The sequence below is a fragment of the Streptomyces sp. NPDC044571 genome (assembly GCF_040647115.1).
Taxonomy (GTDB): domain Bacteria; phylum Actinomycetota; class Actinomycetes; order Streptomycetales; family Streptomycetaceae; genus Streptomyces.
Genome location: NZ_JBEZBN010000013.1, coordinates 63,485 through 79,107, shown reverse-complemented (window position 1 = coordinate 79,107; position 15,623 = coordinate 63,485). Strand labels below are relative to the sequence as shown.

Here is a 15,623-nt window from a genome sequence, read left to right as displayed (position 1 = left end):
CGCGGGGCGCCACGGCCGCCCCCTCCCCCCACCCCCCCCCCCATCCCCGGGGGGGGCCCCCCCGCTCGGGTGAGGGGGGCCCCGCCCTCGGTGTGTACGGGCCGGGTCAGTCCGTCGGATCCGGCCTGACGTCGATCCCCCTGTCCTCCACGACGAACTCGCCGTAACCGAGCCGCTCACCGAGCTCCAGGTAGCGCGCGAGGTGGGATTCGCCGATCGTGATCTGGTACGCCTTCAGGACCCTCAGGAGCATCCTGAACCCCAGGTCCGGATCGACGTCCGCCACTGTTCGCTTCAGCGTGCGCACCACGTCCGGCACCCCGTAGTGCGCGTGCCCCTCGACGGAGCGCACCGCATCGGCGATCGACCCGACCTCGGCCGGCACGTCGTCCACCAGAGCCGCCGCCGGGGCGGGTCCCGCCGGGGAGACGGCGAAGGAAGGGTCATCCCGCCAGGGTCGTGCCGGAGGTCCACCCGGTACCGAACAGCTTGGTGAGACCGCTGAGCCCGAAGTCGATGGAGAACTCCCGCCGGTCGTCTCTCATGGTGTCACTCCACTGGGAAGGCCCGCCCCTCGCACCGAGGAGCGGGCCACCGCAGGAACAGCCGGGTCACCGGGATGGCACGGCCCTACTCCGGCGGGCCGATGTAGTTCTTGAGGCCCGGGACCGTGAGGGTGCCGCCGAACTGGCCGGCCTGGACGACCTTGACGTTCGTGAAGAACGCGAACGGGACGTTCAGGGGCGGCGGGCTGTTCGGGCTGAACTCGATCGGGATCAGGCCGAAGAGGTTCCCCTTGAGGCTCTCGGTGTACATCGTCACCGTCGCGCCGCGGATCTTGGAGGTGGAACCCGGGCGGGACTTCAGGTGGGCGACGTTCCCGTTCTTGCCGACCGTCTGGTACAGGTCCTTGATGTCGAGTGAGTCGGCCGTGAACTTCAGGACCTTCTTGGTCTTGCCGCCCGCCGTCTTCACCTCGACGATGCCGTGGTAGTCCAGGCCGTAGAGGGTCAGCATCGAGCTGTCGAGGTACCAGGGCTCGTCCGGCAGGAGCGGGATGCCCGGCTCCAGCTTGGCGTCGGCCAGCGCCTTGGCGTCGTAGGTCGGGCAGGGGAAGGGTTCCTTCCCGCCCGCGTCCTTCGTGTCCCCCGGCTTGGCGGTGCCCGTCTCGTCCTTCGGGTTCGTCGCGGTGTCCTTGACGTCCTGGGACAGCTCGGAGACGTCGACCCCGGCCTTCTTCGCCGCCTCGCGGATCGCGTCCGCGGACGGGTCCGGGGCGGGCTTCGCGGGCGTGGTCGTGGAGGGCTTCGGAGGCGTGGTGGGCGTGGACGTCTTGGCGGGGGTGGGCGTCGGGGTGGCCGACGGCTGCGCGGGCTGGAGCGGCTTGGTGAGCGGGTCCAGCAGCCCCTTGAGCGTGTCTCCCACGCCCAGCGGGTCCAGCGGGTTCGTGGTCTTGGAGGGCGTCGGCGCGGCGGCCGGGGCCTTGGGGGCCGTCTGCTGCGCACCGGCGGCTGCCGCCGAGGTGCTCGCGGACGGCTTCGGTGCCGGCGGGGTGACGCCGGGCTTGGGGGCGGTGGACGCACCGGGCGAGGGGGCGGCGGTGGCCGACGAGCTCGGCGAGGGCGTCTTCGAGGGGCTCGGGGAGGCCGACTCCGTGGGGGCGTCGGACCGGGTCACGCACGGTCCGGGCGCGAAGGGGATCTCCTGGTCGTCGGCCATGGCCAGCTTCGGCGCCATGCCCATCCCGACGAAGACCGCGGTCGGCATGGCCGCCAGCGCCATCGTCTTGCCGACGGGTATCTGGATCTTGTTCAGCAGCGACTTCCGGGGCGCGGCGTGCCGCGGACCCCTTCTTTCACGGGACTCCGCGCTCGGGGCCACGCCCGGCTGCGTCTCGTCACCCCGCACTGTTCCTCCCGCCATCGGCGTGGGCAGTCGTCTCGCTCGCGTAGGCCGCTTCCGTGCCGCGGGGCGCCGGGATGCCCTGGGGGCCGCCCGCCATCGCCTCTGCCTTGCCCAGGTCGCCGACCGCGGGATCCGTCTCGTCCACCGGGGTGCCGGGGGCCCACGCGAGGGCGAGGCCGCCGCCGATCATGGCGCAGGTGAAGCCGATGAAGAAGCCACCGAGGTTGGACACCGGCAGGGACACCAGGGCCAGCAGGATGGAGGCGACACCGGCGAAGACCCGGATCCCCTGCTGGAACCAGAGAGCCAGCCCGAGGGTGATGAGCAGGACGCCGATGATCAGCGAGCCGGAGCCGGCCGTCGTCGCCATCGCGAGGGTGATATTGCCCAGCCGGAGGTCCGCGTACGGGAAGTACGCGATAGGGAAGCCACTGAAGAGCGTGAACAGCCCTGCCCAGAAGGGACGGCGACCGCGCCAGGCATAGAAGTGGTAGTACACCACGGTGAGCCAAGCGTCATCCGAGCGGCGAACGTAGACCGGGGCCTGGGGGTTCATGGACTACAGCTCCCTGGAAACGGTGGTACGGAGAACTCTGTGGAGCCCGGTCGGGCGGACGGCGACGGCAGCGGCGTGTACCGCCACCGGGAACCGACCGCCCTTCCGGTCACACTCCGGGACGGATTACTTCTCGTCCTGGTAGCACGGCTGGTCGCCGCCCATGAGGCGGAGCTTGAGGTCGGGCAGCTTGAAGGTGCCCGCCGTCGTCGCCCACGCCTTCTGGCGCACGTTCGTCAGGATCGCCTTGTCGGCGCGCTGCGAGAACGCGTAGGGGCTCGCGACCGTACCGGCCTGCGGCTTGGTCTTGTGGCTCGCGTCGCCCACGGCGACACCGATGTCGAGGTTCTTGAACTCGGCGTCGGTGTCGAGCTCCGCAACATCCAGGTAGATGTTGTCGGCGACGGCCGGCTTGCCCTTGTTGCCCGTGCGCAGCTGCAGCGTGATGTTGCCGAGCGGCGTCGGGGTCACCAGCGACTGGCACATGTTGGTGATCTCGGCGTGGCTGAACCCGGAGATGGTGACCGGGTGGTGCGCCGCGTTGCCCTTGAGGTCGTGACCCTCGGCAATGCCGCCGTACTGGATGAGGTTGTCACCGTCGAGCTTGTCGGCCGAGACCTTGAAGTCTTGACCGGAGACGCTGAAGGACGCCGCGAGGGCACCCTGCGCCAGACCCACACCGACCGCGGCGGTGGCCGCGATGCTCGGCACCATGACGAGCGCGAAGCGCTTCCATCTGGTCCCGCCACGAACCTGAGAACTCATTTCGTTCCTCCTTCTCGGACGTACATCTCCGGTCCGGGCCGTGCCCGTCCTGGGATGGGAGAAGTGCTACGTCCTCGGGAAGGAGCGCAAGCGGCCGAGCCGCGGCCGAGCCGCGGCCGGTACACCGGCGTTCACCCCCGAGCGACAACCACTGGGTCACGCGTTCGCGCAACCAGGAGGACAGGCTCCGCCGGTGCGGCGAAGACCCCCCTGTCCTGCGGCCGGTGCCACTGCCACCGGCCGGCCCGGTGGGGACCCTCCACCGCGGCTCCGGATGAGCGGCTCTGCGGGAAGGACCGAGCGTCGCCGATCGTGGTCCATTCCAGGCCGGGGCACAAGGGGGGTCGTTACTGGCGGGTAACGGCAAGATAACCGGGGTACGACCGCCCGCCGTCGGGCGGCGACACAGGGTGTCAGTCGAGGCCACGACAGAGCGGTTGATTCAGGAACACACCGGACAGTTCACAGGGTTCCGTTTACTGCGAGTAACAGCAGCCGCAATTGCCAAGTTTTGGCAAAGTGCGGCCGCTGTTTATCTCCGTGTCAACAAATCGCCGCTCCTGCGGCGGCCCTCCGGAAGGGCTGGCTCCGGCGGCGCCCTAGAAGAGCACCCGCGCGAGGGCCGTGCGCGCCGCCGCGACCCGGGGATCGTCCGCCCCGATGACCTCGAACAGCTCCAGCAGCCGCACCCTGACCGCGTCCCGGTCGGCGCCCGCCGTCACGCGGACCGTGTCGACCAGGCGCCCGAAGGCGTCCTCGACGTGCCCGCCGACCAGGTCCAGGTCCGCCGCGGCGATCTGGGCCGCCGGGTCCTTCGGGTTCTCGGCGGCCGCGGTGCGCACCGCCTGCGGGTTCATGTCCTTCACGCGGGCGAGCAGCTCGGCCTGCGCGAGCCCGAGCTTCGCCTCGGTGTTCGCCGGGTCGTCGGCGAGGACGTTCTTGTACGCCTGCATCGCGCCTCCCAGGTCACCGGCGTCCAGTGCCACGACGGCCGCCTCCAGGAGCGCGTCGTACGGACCGGCCGGGACGGCGGTTTCGGCAGCGGCGCCGCCCGCGGCGCCGGGCGCGGCATCCGGGTCGACCGCGAGGCCGATGATGCCGAAGCGGTCCTCGGCGACCTGGACCAGCTGGGCGAGGGTCGCGCGGATCTCCTGCTCGGGCGCCACGCCCTGGAACAGCGGGAGCACCTGCCCCGCGACCACGGCGAAGACGGCCGGAATGCCCTGGATGCCGAACTGCTGCATCAGCATCTGGTTGGCGTCGACGTCGACTTTGGCCAGGACCAGGCGGCCGTTCGCCTCGACGGTCAGCCGCTCCAGCAGCGGGCTGAGCTGCTTGCACGGCTGGCACCACTCGGCCCAGAAGTCCAGGACGACCGGAACCTCGGCGGACAGCTGGATGACATCGCTTTCAAAGCCGGCCTCGTCTACGTCGATCACGAGCGCGGACGGGGGCACGGCACCCGCGGAGGCGGGTGCGCCGCCCTGGGAGGCCTGCCGCGCCGCTTCGGCGCGCGCCTGCTCGGCCTTCGCCTTGGCCTCGCCGGCCGCCTTCACCGCGGCGAGGTCGACGACGCCGCTCATGGACATGTTTCTGGGCTGCATGCGTACATCCTCCCCCCTGTGCGCGCGCCGACGAAAAGGATCGGCCCATTTCCCCCTGTGGCGCCGGGTCCCCACCTGGCGCCGGTAGCTCTTCGCGTGGTTGCCGCTCTTACGCTACGAGCCGTAGCGTAACTCCCCGCGGCGGCGCGCGCCCCGTGATCTGAAGCACAGCAGGCAGTTCGGCTACCGACGGGTATGGTCTCGGCCATGCGCAGCCCCAGCTCCTCGACCGGCCGCCCCGGCCGCCCCCGCAGTGCCGCCGCGGACGCGGCGATCCTCGCCGCGACGCGGGACGCGCTGGTCGAGCTGGGCTGGTCGAAGTTGACCATGGGCGATGTCTCGGCCCGCGCCGGGGTCGCGAAGACGACCCTCTACCGGCGGTGGGCCGGCAAGAACGAGCTGGTCGTCGACGCGGTCGCGGAGCTCTTCGACTCCCTCGAACTCCCCGACCGGGGTTCGCTCGAAGCCGACGTCGAGTACGTGGTCCTGCAGTTCGCGGAGCTCCTGCGCCGGCCGGAGGCCCGTACGGCGCTGATGGCGGTCGTGGCCGAATCCACCCGCGACGACGCACTGCGCGATCGGATCCGGTCGGCCATCGTGGACCGGCAGAAACGTCTCGTCGTACTGGGGCGCGAGCGGGCGCAGGCCCGCGGCGAACTCCCGTACGAGGAGGACGAGGCGATCGCCTGCCGCACCACCGACCTGATCTTCGACGTGATCGCGGGGACGGTGGTGCACCGGGCGCTGGTCAGCTCGGAGCCGGTGGACGCTCTGTGGGTGGCCACTTTCACCTCCCTGCTGATGCACGGCCTGCGCGGCCCCGCCGCCGCCTGAAGCCGCCGGCGCCCGCCGGATGCGCCCCGGTCCCCCGGGCGCACCGGATGCACCGAGGCCGGTCAACGGCCGTCCCCTCGGGGGCGGACCGCGACCGGCCTCGGTCGGGCGCGTCGGACGGGGACTAGAAGCCCGGGGGCTCCGTGTAGGTGCCCCACTCGTCCCGGAGCGCATTGCAGATCTCGCCGAGCGTGGCCTCCGCCCGGACCGCGTCCAGCATGGCCGGAATCATGTTCGACCCGTCGCGGGCGGCGTCCAGCATGGCCTTGAGCGAGGCCGACACCTTCGCGTCGTCGCGTCGCGCCTTGCGCTCCCCCAGCTCGCGCACCTGCACGCGCTCGACCTCGTGGCTGACGCGCAGGATCTCCAGGTCGCCGGTGACCGAGCCGTGGTGGACGTTGACGCCGACGACGCGCTTGTCGCCCTTCTCCAGCGCCCGCTGGTAGGCGAAGGCCGACTCGGCGATCTCGCCGGTGAACCAGCCGTCCTCGATGCCGCGCAGGATGCCCGAGGTGATCGGTCCGATCGGGTGCTGCCCGTCGGGGTGGGCGCGCAGGCCGCGCTCCTTGATCTGCTCGAAGATCTTCTCGGCGTCGGCCTCGATGCGGTCGGTGAGCTGCTCGACGTACCAGGAACCGCCCAGCGGGTCGGCCACGTTGGCCACCCCGGTCTCCTCCATCAGCACCTGCTGCGTGCGCAGGGCGATCTCGGCCGCCTGCTCGCTCGGCAGCGCGAGGGTCTCGTCGAGGGCGTTGGTGTGCAGCGAGTTCGTCCCGCCGAGGACGGCCGCGAGGGCCTCGACGGCGGTGCGCACCACGTTGTTGTACGGCTGCTGCGCCGTCAGCGAGACTCCGGCGGTCTGCGTGTGGAAGCGCAGCCACATCGACTTCTCGCTCTTGGCCCCGTACACCTCCTTCATCCAGCGCGCCCAGATCCGGCGCGCGGCGCGGAACTTGGCGATCTCCTCGAAGAAGTCCAGGTGTGCGTCGAAGAAGAAGGAGAGGCCGGGCGCGAAGACGTCGACGTCCATCCCGCGGGAGAGCCCGAGCTCCACGTACCCGAAACCGTCGGCGAGGGTGTACGCCAGCTCCTGCGCGGCCGTCGCCCCGGCCTCGCGGATGTGGTAGCCGGAGACCGACAGCGGCTTGTACGCCGGGATGCCGGTGGCGCAGTACTCCATGAGGTCGCCGATGAGGCGCAGGTGCGGCTCGGGTTCGAAGAGCCACTCCTTCTGGGCGATGTACTCCTTGAAGATGTCCGTCTGCAGCGTGCCGTTGAGTACGGCCGGGTCCACGCCCTGCCGTTCGGCGGCGACGAGGTACATGCAGAAGGCGGGCACGGCGGGGCCCGAGATGGTCATCGAGGTGGTCACGTCGCCGAGCGGGATGTCCTTGAACAGGACCTCCATGTCGGCGGCGGAGTCTATGGCGACCCCGCAGTGGCCGACCTCGCCGAGGGAGCGGGGGTCGTCGGAGTCGCGCCCCATGAGGGTCGGCATGTCGAAGGCCACCGAGAGCCCGCCGCCGCCGGCAGCCAGGATCATCTTGTAGCGCTCGTTGGTCTGCTCGGCGTTCCCGAAGCCGGCGAACTGCCGGATGGTCCAGGTGCGCCCCCGATAGCCCGTCGCGTGCAGGCCTCGGGTGTACGGGTACTCCCCCGGCCAGCCGATGCGCTCGAACCCCTCGTACGCGTCGCCGGGCCGGGGCCCGTAGACCGGATCGACGGCATCGCCGGAGAGCGTGGTGAAGTCGGCCTCGCGCTTGCGGGCCTTGTCATAACGGGCCTGCCAGCGGCGGCGGCCCTCCTCGATGGCGTCAGCGTCCATACCCATGAATTTACTAGGACGTCCTAGTAAATGTCGATGGGAAACCCCGGGGAGTCTTCCCCGGGGACCTCCGGCGGAGTATCAGGCGCCGACGCCCGCGGCGGCCGGGGCGTCGGCAATCAGCGGCTCGACCTCGGCGCGGACCCGGCGCTCGACGAAGAAGGCGGCCAGCGGGATGGTGCCGCTGAGCATGACCCACAGCATCTTGCCGAAGGACCACTTCGCCTTGGAGCTCAGGTCGAAGGCGAAGACCAGGTAGATCATGAACAGGACGCCGTGCACCTGCGAGACCACGAGGGTCAGGTCGGCGCCGACGTCGAAGCCGTACTTCGCCACCATGCAGGAACAGAGGATCAGGAGCATGACCGCGGTCACATAGGCCATGGCGCGGTAGCGGGTCAGCACGCTTCGTTTCATGGATACGAGCGTAACCGCCCGGAAAATCCCCGCGGACGCGGGGAGCGGCCCGTCACCCCGTACGGGGTGAGCGCGCTCGGGTCACCCCCGCGGCGGCGGGGAGCAGAGCCTGACCCGGCCGCGGGCTCACTGCTCCTCGAAGTCCTCGGCGGCCACCCGCAGGGGGCGCAGCAGGGCGAAGATCTCCTGGCATTCCTCGGCGTCGTACGCGCCCAGGCCGAAGTCGATCGCCATCAGGTCCTTGGTCGCCGCCTCGACGACCTCGCGGCCCTTGTCCGTGATGGACGCGAGCGTGCCGCGCCCGTCGTTCGGGTTCGGCCGCTTGGCCACCAGCCCCGCCTTCGCCAGCCGGTCCACCGTGTTCGTCACGGACGTCGGGTGGACCATGAGCCGCTCGCCGATCTTCGACATCGGCAGCTCGCCGGCCTTGGAGAAGGTGAGCAGCACGAGCGCCTCGTACCGGGCGAAGGTCAGCCCGTACGGCTTGACCACCGCGTCGACCTCGCCGAGCAGGATCTGGTGCGCACGCATGATCGACGTGATGGCGGCCATCGAGGGCACCGGCCCCCAACGCCGCTGCCAGAGCTCGTCGGCGCGGGCGATGGGGTCGAAGGACAGGCTGAGCGGCTTGGACACGCTTCCGACCCTACCGGGCGGTCATTTGGTCGCGGGGCCCGTCTCATTCCTCGGTCCTCGCTCCGCGCTCCCGCGGCCCGCGGAGCGCAGGGCGGCGAGGAGCAGGACGACCACCGCCGTGCCGACGACGGCGGCTCCGGTGACGACCGTGTGGACCGGGGCGAACTCGGCGGCGAGGCCGGCCAGGGCCATGCCGACTCCCTGGAAGGTCATCAGACCGGTGCTCAACAGGGTCATGGCCCGGCCGCGCAGCGCCTCCGGGACGGCGTCCACGTACCACTGGTCGAGCCCCAGGCCGTACGCGTGCGCCAGCCCGGCGAGCAGCAGCGCCGCCAGGACGACCGGCACCGGGGGCCGGACGGCGAACACGAGCAGGGGCAGCAGGGCGACGGGGGCGAGCCGGGCCACCAGCCGGGAACGGGCCCGCGCGCTGAGCACCGAACCGGCCCACAGTTCACCCGCGATGGTGCCGACGGGCAGGGCGCACATCATCACCCCCAGGGCGGCGGTGCCCGCGCCGATGCCGTCGGCGTACGGGGCGAGCAGGGCCTCCGGCGCGATGAAGAAGACGGGCGGCAGCCAGCACAGCAGCGTGAGCAGCCGCAGCCGGCGCCCGGCGAACACGGCGCGCAGCCCCGCGAGCGGCGAGGTCCGCGTGGCGGCGGCGGCGCGGGCGGGCCGGGCCCGGGTCCCGAAGCGCAGCAGCACGGCCGAGCCGAGGAACCCGGCGGCGGTCAGCCCGATCGCCGCGCGCGGCGCGAGGACGGTGAGCAGCAGTCCGCCGAGCCCGAAGCCGATCAGCTGGGCGCTCTGGGCCACCATGCGCATCAGCGAGCGCCCCAGCACGAACGCCTCGCCGGGGCCGAGGATGTCGGCCAGGGAGGCGGCCCGGGTGCCCTGGAACAGCGGCGCCACGAAGGCCATCGCGCACCGCAGCGCGAGGAGCCCCGCGACGGGGGTGGCGGGCAGGACCATCGCGGCCGCGCAGGCGGCGCACAGCAGATCGCAGGCGACGAGGACCCGGCGGGCGGGGCGGCGGTCGGCGATGCCGGCGAGGAGGGTCCCGCCGAGGGCGTACGGGAGGAAGCCGAGCGCGAAAGTGAGCGCGCTCATCAGGGGCGAGCCGGTGGTGCGGAAGACGAGGACGGTCAGGGAGATCTCGGCGACCACGGTGCCGAGGACGGACAGCAGGTGGGCGGCGAAGACAGGTCGGAACTCCCGGACCCGGAAGACGGAGCGGTAGCCGCGGGCCGCGGCGTCGTGGACGGGGGTCATGCCGCTCACCCTGGCGGGTCCCGGGCGGCGCCGGTAAAGATTCGTCGGAGCCCGAATCACCGGCCGGCGGACGGTGGGGCTGCGTCCGGCGGGGCAGCGACCGACGGGGCTGCGGACAGCGGGCCTGGGGAAGGGTCCGGGGAAAGGGGTGCACGGCCGCATGGGGTTCCATTTCCGCTTCGGGGCGGACGACCTGCTGCGCTGCCGGTTCGCCGTCTCGCCGCGCTGGGAGACGCAGGAGGCCGTACGGACGCTGCTGCGCCCGGCCCGGCACGTCTACCACCTGCCGTGGCTGCGACAGATCAGGGCGGCGGCCGACGGGCTGGACCTGCGCCCGCTGTGGCTGCTGATGCCGCGTGCCGGCCACAATCCGGACTTCCTGAGCCCGCCTCCGGTCGGGCCCTGCGTCACCATCGAGGAGGAACTGGCGCGGGTGCGGGCCGCGGCCGCCGTCCCCGACGCGGTGGGCGAGGACCTGCGCCGGGCCCTGTTCTGCACCCCGGGCGCGGCGCAGAGCGCGATCGGGGAGCGGATGCTCGCCGATCCGGCGCGGGCCGTACGGGAGTTGGCGGACCTGTACGAGCAGGCCTGGCAGGCGCTGGTCGCCCCGCACTGGCCGCGGCTGCGGGCCCTGCTGGAGGCGGACATCCTCTTCCACTCGCGGCGGTTGGCCGCGGGCGGGCTGGAGGCGCTGTTCGACGGCCTCCACCCGGATCTGCGGTGGCACGGCAGCACGCTCACCATCCGGCGCCCGGGGCACCACGACCGCTCGCTCGACGGACAGGGCCTGCTGCTCATGCCGAGTGCGTTCGTCTGGCCGCAGGTGGTCGGCGGGTACGACCCTCCGTGGCAGCCGACTCTGGTGTATCCGGCGCGCGGGATCGGGGCGCTGTGGACGGCGCCCGAGGGGCCGGCCCCGCCGGCGCTGGCCCGGCTGCTGGGCCGGGCCCGGGCGGAGGTGCTGTGCGCGCTGCACGAGCCGGCCTCGACGACGGCACTGGCCCACCGGCTGGGGCTGGCGCCCGCCACGGTCTCCGCCCATCTGAAGGCCCTGCACGGTGCGGGCCTGCTGGTCTCGGCCCGGCACGGCCACCAGGTGCTCTACGAGCGCACCCCCGTGGGCATCGCGCTGACCACGGGCTCGGTGCCGTAGCGGGCGGGCGCCCGGCCGCCCCGGTGTCGCGGACTGACGGTGTGTGACCGCCGTGTCACGATGTCATGGTCCGCGCCAACCGGTCCGCGGCACGATCCCTTCGCCCCGAGGAAGCCGGATGCCAGGCCGACGCCGCCACCGTCCCAGCCCCCTCACCACCGCCCTCACCGGTATCGCGCTGCTGCTCGCCGCGGGGCCCGCCTGCACCCCTGCGCCCTCGGCTCCGGAGCCCGCCCCTCCGCGCGCCCCGGCCGAGGCCCCGGCGCAGGCGGCGCCGGCGGAGTCGCCGTTCTGGGTGGACCCGAAGAGCGACGCCGCCCGGCAGGTCGCGGCCTGGGAGGCCCTGGGCCGCAACGCCGATGCCCAGTTGCTGCGCCGGATCTCGGAGCGGCCCATGGCCCTGTGGGTACCGGGCGGGGATCCCGGGCCGGAGATCCGCCGGGCCGCGCGGAGCGCCGCGGCGGCCGGCCGGACCCTGGTGCTCACCGCCTACAACATCCCCCACCGGGACTGCGGGCAGCACTCCGCGGGCGGGGCGGCCGACGCCGTCGCCTACCGCAAGTGGATCGGCGCCTTCGCCGACGGCGTCGGCGCGGCCAGGGCCGTGGTGATCCTGGAACCGGACGCCGTCCCCCACGTCGTGGACGGCTGCACCCGGGCCGACCGCCACGAGGAGCGGCTGCGCCTCCTCGCGGAGGCCGTGACCCGGCTGAAGAAGAACCGGAACACCAAGGTCTACTTGGACGCCGGGAACCCGGCCTGGATCCCGGATCCGGCCAAGCTGGTCGAACCCCTCCGCAGGGCGGGGCTCGACCGCGCCGACGGCTTCTCGCTCAACGTCTCCAACTTCCAGCCCGACGCGGCGGCCCGTGCGTACGGCGCCGCGCTCTCCAAGGCCGCGCACGGCAAGCACTTCGTCCTCGACACCAGCCGCAACGGCGCGGGCCCGCTCGCGGGGCACGGGCAGGAGGCCTGGTGCAATCCGCCGGGCCGGGCGCTCGGCGTCCCGCCGACCGACCGGACGGGCGACCCGCTCGTCGACGCGTACCTGTGGATCAAGCGGCCCGGCGAGTCCGACGGGCCCTGCCGCGGCGGTCCGTCGGCCGGCACCTGGTGGCCGGACTACGCCCTCGGCCTCGCCCGCCGCGCCAAGGAGTGAGGCGGCCGGGGCGGGGCGCGGGCCGCCGGGGCTACCGCGGCCGGGGCTCCGCCGCGGGCCTGTTCGCAGGCTCAACCGCAGGCCTGGTCGCAGGCTCCGCCGCAGGCTGGGCTGCAGGCTCCGGTGCCGGCACCCGTACCCGGAGCCACTTCGCCTCCGAGGGTGTCCCGTCGGCGTCGGTCACGAACAGCATGTACCAGCCCGGCGGCACCAGTGTCGGATCCCCCGGCACCTCCACCGTGACCGTGCCGGCCGTCTTCGTCAGTCCGAGCGCGACCGACCAGCGCCATGAGCAGGACGGCGCGTATGCGCGCGCGGAGCTGCTCGCGCGAGAGCAGGGAGCGGTAGCTCACCCGGTAGGCGTCCGGATCCGGCTCCGCAAACGGTCCGGCGAGACGGCTGTGGGTCTCGTAGTCGAAGCCTTCCGGGCGCACGGTCCCTCCAGTGCTCGATCCCGAGATCTCCTGTCACCACGAAAGGGGACAAACCATCGGTGTGTCGAACGGGACTCGGCCGAGTGAGCGGTTCTGCTCCGCCTGGCCCCACCCGGGGCCGTCCGGGTGACCCCCGAAGGGGTCAGGTGCCGGGCTGCGGGGTCGCCAGGTGGCGTTCCACCGTGGCCACCTTGGAGGTCAGACCGTCCGTCACCCCGGGACGGATGTCGGCCTTCAGGACGAGCGAGACCCGCGGAGCCCTGGCCTCGACCGCCGCCACCGCGCGCCGGACGACGTCCATCACCTCGTCCCACTCCCCCTCGACCGAGGTGAACATCGCGTCCGTGCGGTTCGGCAGCCCCGACTCGCGCACGACCCGCACCGCTTCGGCCACGTACTCGCCGACCTCTTCGCCGACCCCCAGCGGGGTCACCGAGAACGCGACGATCATGCGCTCGCCGCCTCGCGCCGCGCCCGGGCCGCCATGACGCTCGCGGTCTCCTCGCGCTTGAGCAGCTTGTCGCCGTAGAGCCCGCCGAAGGGCACCAGGGCGAGGAGGAAGAAGAACGCCGCCTTCTTCGCCGGCCACTTCGCCTTGTTCCAGACGTCCAGCAGGAAGACCACGTAGATGAGGAACAGGATCCCGTGCAGCCCGCCCAGCGGCATCATGAGGTAGTCGATGTCCGAGATCCGGCTGAGCAGCGAGCCGAAGATCAGCAGGGCCGGGAACGACAGCGCCTCCGGTACGGAGATGAGGCGCAGCCGGTGCAGGGCGGAAGCGGTCTTGATGTCCACGTACGGAACCTTTGCGTGGGGCGGCGGGGGTCCGTCCCAGTGTCTCAGCCACCCCGGTCGATCTTGACCTGGGGTGCGCACGGGTGCCCCCGGGCACCGCATATCGGCCACCGTGCCCTGTCGGCCTCCGCCCGCTGCCGATAACGTCATCCCGTGGCTCAGTTCCGACTCCAAGGCAGCAAGGTGCTCGCCGTCGACCTGACCGGGGATGCCGTCAAAGCGAAAAACGGCTCCATGGTCGCGTACGACGGCCAGATGGCCTTCAAGAAGATGACCGGCGGCGGCGAAGGCCTGCGCGGCATGGTGACCCGCCGGCTGACCGGCGAACAGATGACCGTGATGGAGGTGCAGGGGCACGGCACCTGCTTCTTCGCCGACCGCGCGAGCGAGATCAATCTCGTCGATCTGCGCGGCGAGAAGCTGTACGTCGAGTCCAGCAACCTCCTGTGCACCGACGCCGGCCTGCGCACCGGCACCACCTTCACCGGCCTGCGCGGCGGGGCGACGGGCAACGGCCTGTTCACCACCACCGTCGAGGGCAGCGGCCAGGCGGCGATCATGTCCGACGGCCCGGCGGTGGTGCTGCGGGTCAGCGCCCAGTACCCGCTCTCCGTCGACCCGGGGGCGTACATCGCGCACACCGGCAACCTCCAGCAGTCCTTCCAGTCGGGGGTCACCTTCCGCACCCTGATCGGCGAGGGCTCCGGCGAGGCGTTCCAGATCCGCTTCGAGGGCGAGGGCCTGGTGTACGTGCAGCCCAGCGAGCGCAACACGATCGGGGGCGACATCTGATGCCGTTCCGCGAGATCAACTCGAAGATGGTCGAGGCCCAGGTCGTCCCGGGGCAGAAGATGTACAGCCAGCGCGGCGCGATGCTCGCGTACCGGGGCGAGGTCTCCTTCACCCCGAGCCTGACCGGCGGCCAGGGCGGGGTGATGGGCATGATCGGGCGCCGCGTGGCGAACGAGCAGACCCCGCTGATGGCCGTCGAGGGCAGCGGCACCGTGATGTTCGGCCACGGCGGCCACCACATCCAGGTGATCAACCTGACCGGCGAAACCCTCTACGTCGAGGCCGACCGGCTGCTGGCCTTCGACGGCACCCTGCAGCAGGGCACGATGTTCATGGGCTCGCAGGGCGGCGTCATGGGCATGGTGCGCGGCCAGGTGACCGGCCAGGGCCTGTTCACCACCACCCTCAAGGGCCACGGCTCAGTCGCCGTCATGGCCCACGGCGGGGTCATCGAGCTCCCCATCACCCCGAACCGGCCCGTCCACGTCGACCCGCAGGCGTACGTGGCCCACCACGGCGAGGTCAGGAACAAGCTCTCCACGGCCCTGGGCTGGCGGGACATGGTCGGGCGCGGTTCGGGCGAGGCGTTCCAGCTGGAGCTGTCGGGTCAGGGCGCGGTGTACGTACAGGCGTCGGAGGAGAAGCTGTGAACTTTGGTCCCGTGACCGGTGGCCCGGGTAGCCCGACGGTCTTCGACCCGTACACCCTGCCCTCCGACGACAACGTGAACGCGTACACCTTCTGTGTGGAGCTGAAGGGGAGCCAGTGGTTCCTGCAGAAGGGCAAGATGATCGCCTACTACGGGCGCATCGAGTTCAACGGCATCGGCAACGGGCGCTTCGACCGGCTGCTGCGCACCAGCTTCCATTCGCCGTTGCACGCCAGTGACTGGGTGGTGGCCGAGGGGCAGGGCAAGATGCTGCTCGCCGACCGGGCCTTCGACGTGAACTCGTACGACCTGGACGACGGGAACCTGACGATCCGGTCGGGGAACCTGCTGGCGTACCAGCCCTCGCTCGCGCTGAAGCAGTCGATCGTGCCGGGCTTCCTGACGCTGATCGGCACGGGGAAGTTCGTGGCCGCCTCGAACGGGCCGGTGGTGTTCATGGAGCCCCCCCTGCGGGTGGACCCGCAGGCGCTGGTGGGCTGGGCGGACTGCCCCTCCCCCTGCCACCACTACGATCACGGGTACATGTCGGGCGTCATCGGTGGGCTGCGCTCGCTGACCGGCCTCGGCGGCACCTCGGGCGAGGAGCACCAGTTCGAGTTCGTCGGCGCCGGGACGGTGCTGCTGCAGTCGTCGGAGATGCTGATGGCGGAGCAGCCGGTCGGGGCGGTCGGCGCCGGCGGCGAGTCGGCGGGTGTGCCCGGGGCCGGTCACGGCGGCGGTCAGGGCCCGCTGGGCCAGCTCGGCGTGCCGCGGATGCCGGGGCAGCTGGGTGACATCCAGCGGCGCCTCGGGCTGTGATCTTC

The 15,623-nt window shown here is 71.9% G+C and carries 17 protein-coding genes and 1 pseudogene; 6 read left to right on the top strand and 12 right to left on the bottom strand.

From position 1 onward, the window contains the following. Positions 1-106: 106 nt before the first annotated feature. The 5 genes from AB0B01_RS09740 to AB0B01_RS09720 form a co-directional block, all read right to left on the bottom strand. A complete protein-coding gene (locus tag AB0B01_RS09740) occupies positions 107-394 on the bottom strand; it encodes a hypothetical protein (protein ID WP_361714969.1) in 288 nt (95 codons plus the stop codon). A gap of 236 nt (positions 395-630) precedes the next feature. Next, positions 631-1,908 (bottom strand): hypothetical protein, encoded by a 1,278-nt coding sequence (locus tag AB0B01_RS09735; protein ID WP_361714966.1) that lies wholly within the window; start codon positions 1,906-1,908, stop codon positions 631-633. After that, on the bottom strand, positions 1,898-2,461 hold the full coding sequence (locus AB0B01_RS09730) for a DUF6114 domain-containing protein (RefSeq protein WP_361714963.1): 564 nt from the start codon (positions 2,459-2,461) through the stop codon (positions 1,898-1,900). The genes AB0B01_RS09735 and AB0B01_RS09730 overlap by 11 nt, the downstream gene beginning before the upstream one ends. Positions 2,462-2,587: 126 nt before the next feature. After that, the gene (locus AB0B01_RS09725) at positions 2,588-3,226 is read right to left on the bottom strand and encodes a DUF6230 family protein (RefSeq protein ID WP_361714960.1); all 639 of its coding nucleotides are present in this window, start codon (positions 3,224-3,226) and stop codon (positions 2,588-2,590) included. Between the two features lie 599 nt (positions 3,227-3,825). Then, positions 3,826-4,830: a tetratricopeptide repeat protein gene (locus AB0B01_RS09720; protein WP_361714958.1), complete on the bottom strand. Its 1,005-nt coding sequence runs from the start codon at positions 4,828-4,830 to the stop codon at positions 3,826-3,828. 207 nt (positions 4,831-5,037) lie between these two features. Here AB0B01_RS09720 and AB0B01_RS09715 point away from each other — a divergent pair, with 207 nt between their 5' ends. Then, positions 5,038-5,664: a TetR/AcrR family transcriptional regulator gene (locus AB0B01_RS09715; RefSeq protein WP_361714955.1), complete on the top strand. Its 627-nt coding sequence runs from the start codon at positions 5,038-5,040 to the stop codon at positions 5,662-5,664. A gap of 124 nt (positions 5,665-5,788) precedes the next feature. On the opposite strand, the gene AB0B01_RS09710 is transcribed toward AB0B01_RS09715, so the two are convergent. From AB0B01_RS09710 to AB0B01_RS09695, 4 genes are all read right to left on the bottom strand, one after another. After that, entirely contained in the window at positions 5,789-7,489 is a 1,701-nt protein-coding gene (locus AB0B01_RS09710) for a methylmalonyl-CoA mutase family protein (protein ID WP_361714952.1), read from the bottom strand. A gap of 81 nt (positions 7,490-7,570) precedes the next feature. Further along, a complete protein-coding gene (locus AB0B01_RS09705; RefSeq protein WP_361714949.1) occupies positions 7,571-7,906 on the bottom strand; it encodes a DUF3817 domain-containing protein in 336 nt (111 codons plus the stop codon). Between the two features lie 126 nt (positions 7,907-8,032). After that, positions 8,033-8,542, bottom strand: a complete 510-nt coding sequence (locus AB0B01_RS09700) for a MarR family transcriptional regulator (protein WP_361714946.1) — start codon at positions 8,540-8,542, stop codon at positions 8,033-8,035. Positions 8,543-8,563: 21 nt separating this feature from the next. Beyond that, positions 8,564-9,817, bottom strand: a complete 1,254-nt coding sequence (locus AB0B01_RS09695) for an MFS transporter (protein WP_361714944.1) — start codon at positions 9,815-9,817, stop codon at positions 8,564-8,566. Between the two features lie 160 nt (positions 9,818-9,977). On the opposite strand from AB0B01_RS09695, the gene AB0B01_RS09690 reads away from it, so the two are divergent. Beyond that, the gene (locus tag AB0B01_RS09690; RefSeq protein ID WP_361714941.1) at positions 9,978-10,970 is read left to right on the top strand and encodes a DUF5937 family protein; all 993 of its coding nucleotides are present in this window, start codon (positions 9,978-9,980) and stop codon (positions 10,968-10,970) included. Between the two features lie 118 nt (positions 10,971-11,088). Beyond that, positions 11,089-12,129: a glycoside hydrolase family 6 protein gene (locus tag AB0B01_RS09685; RefSeq protein WP_361714938.1), complete on the top strand. Its 1,041-nt coding sequence runs from the start codon at positions 11,089-11,091 to the stop codon at positions 12,127-12,129. 136 nt (positions 12,130-12,265) lie between these two features. Here the strand turns inward: AB0B01_RS09685 and AB0B01_RS09680 are convergent. The 3 genes and pseudogenes from AB0B01_RS09680 to AB0B01_RS09670 form a co-directional block, all read right to left on the bottom strand. Further along, positions 12,266-12,415, bottom strand: a pseudogene (locus AB0B01_RS09680) (galactose oxidase-like domain-containing protein); the annotation flags it as partial. Between the two features lie 290 nt (positions 12,416-12,705). Next, on the bottom strand, positions 12,706-13,014 hold the full coding sequence (locus AB0B01_RS09675) for an MTH1187 family thiamine-binding protein (protein WP_361714935.1): 309 nt from the start codon (positions 13,012-13,014) through the stop codon (positions 12,706-12,708). Beyond that, the gene (locus tag AB0B01_RS09670; RefSeq protein ID WP_361714932.1) at positions 13,011-13,358 is read right to left on the bottom strand and encodes a DUF3817 domain-containing protein; all 348 of its coding nucleotides are present in this window, start codon (positions 13,356-13,358) and stop codon (positions 13,011-13,013) included. The genes AB0B01_RS09675 and AB0B01_RS09670 overlap by 4 nt, the downstream gene beginning before the upstream one ends. A 153-nt stretch (positions 13,359-13,511) precedes the next feature. Here AB0B01_RS09670 and AB0B01_RS09665 point away from each other — a divergent pair, with 153 nt between their 5' ends. The 3 genes from AB0B01_RS09665 to AB0B01_RS09655 are packed head-to-tail and all read left to right on the top strand — an operon-like array spanning position 13,512 to position 15,618. Continuing rightward, positions 13,512-14,150: an AIM24 family protein gene (locus AB0B01_RS09665; protein ID WP_361714929.1), complete on the top strand. Its 639-nt coding sequence runs from the start codon at positions 13,512-13,514 to the stop codon at positions 14,148-14,150. Beyond that, on the top strand, positions 14,150-14,800 hold the full coding sequence (locus AB0B01_RS09660; protein WP_361714926.1) for an AIM24 family protein: 651 nt from the start codon (positions 14,150-14,152) through the stop codon (positions 14,798-14,800). Before AB0B01_RS09665 ends, AB0B01_RS09660 begins: the two co-directional genes overlap by 1 nt. Beyond that, positions 14,797-15,618 carry an AIM24 family protein gene (locus AB0B01_RS09655; protein ID WP_361714923.1) on the top strand — a complete coding sequence of 274 codons (822 nt, stop codon included), beginning with the start codon at positions 14,797-14,799 and terminating at the stop codon, positions 15,616-15,618. The genes AB0B01_RS09660 and AB0B01_RS09655 overlap by 4 nt, the downstream gene beginning before the upstream one ends. Positions 15,619-15,623: the final 5 nt, after the last annotated feature.

Coding starts and splice junctions, on each gene's coding strand:
- AB0B01_RS09730 (WP_361714963.1), bottom strand. CDS start 2,461: ATGAACCCCCAGGCCCCGGTCTACGTTCGCCGCTCGGATGACGCTTGG.
- AB0B01_RS09725 (WP_361714960.1), bottom strand. CDS start 3,226: ATGAGTTCTCAGGTTCGTGGCGGGACCAGATGGAAGCGCTTCGCGCTC.
- AB0B01_RS09720 (WP_361714958.1), bottom strand. CDS start 4,830: ATGCAGCCCAGAAACATGTCCATGAGCGGCGTCGTCGACCTCGCCGCG.
- AB0B01_RS09715 (WP_361714955.1), top strand. CDS start 5,038: ATGCGCAGCCCCAGCTCCTCGACCGGCCGCCCCGGCCGCCCCCGCAGT.
- AB0B01_RS09710 (WP_361714952.1), bottom strand. CDS start 7,489: ATGGACGCTGACGCCATCGAGGAGGGCCGCCGCCGCTGGCAGGCCCGT.
- AB0B01_RS09705 (WP_361714949.1), bottom strand. CDS start 7,906: ATGAAACGAAGCGTGCTGACCCGCTACCGCGCCATGGCCTATGTGACC.
- AB0B01_RS09695 (WP_361714944.1), bottom strand. CDS start 9,817: ATGACCCCCGTCCACGACGCCGCGGCCCGCGGCTACCGCTCCGTCTTC.
- AB0B01_RS09690 (WP_361714941.1), top strand. CDS start 9,978: ATGGGGTTCCATTTCCGCTTCGGGGCGGACGACCTGCTGCGCTGCCGG.
- AB0B01_RS09685 (WP_361714938.1), top strand. CDS start 11,089: ATGCCAGGCCGACGCCGCCACCGTCCCAGCCCCCTCACCACCGCCCTC.
- AB0B01_RS09675 (WP_361714935.1), bottom strand. CDS start 13,014: ATGATCGTCGCGTTCTCGGTGACCCCGCTGGGGGTCGGCGAAGAGGTC.
- AB0B01_RS09660 (WP_361714926.1), top strand. CDS start 14,150: ATGCCGTTCCGCGAGATCAACTCGAAGATGGTCGAGGCCCAGGTCGTC.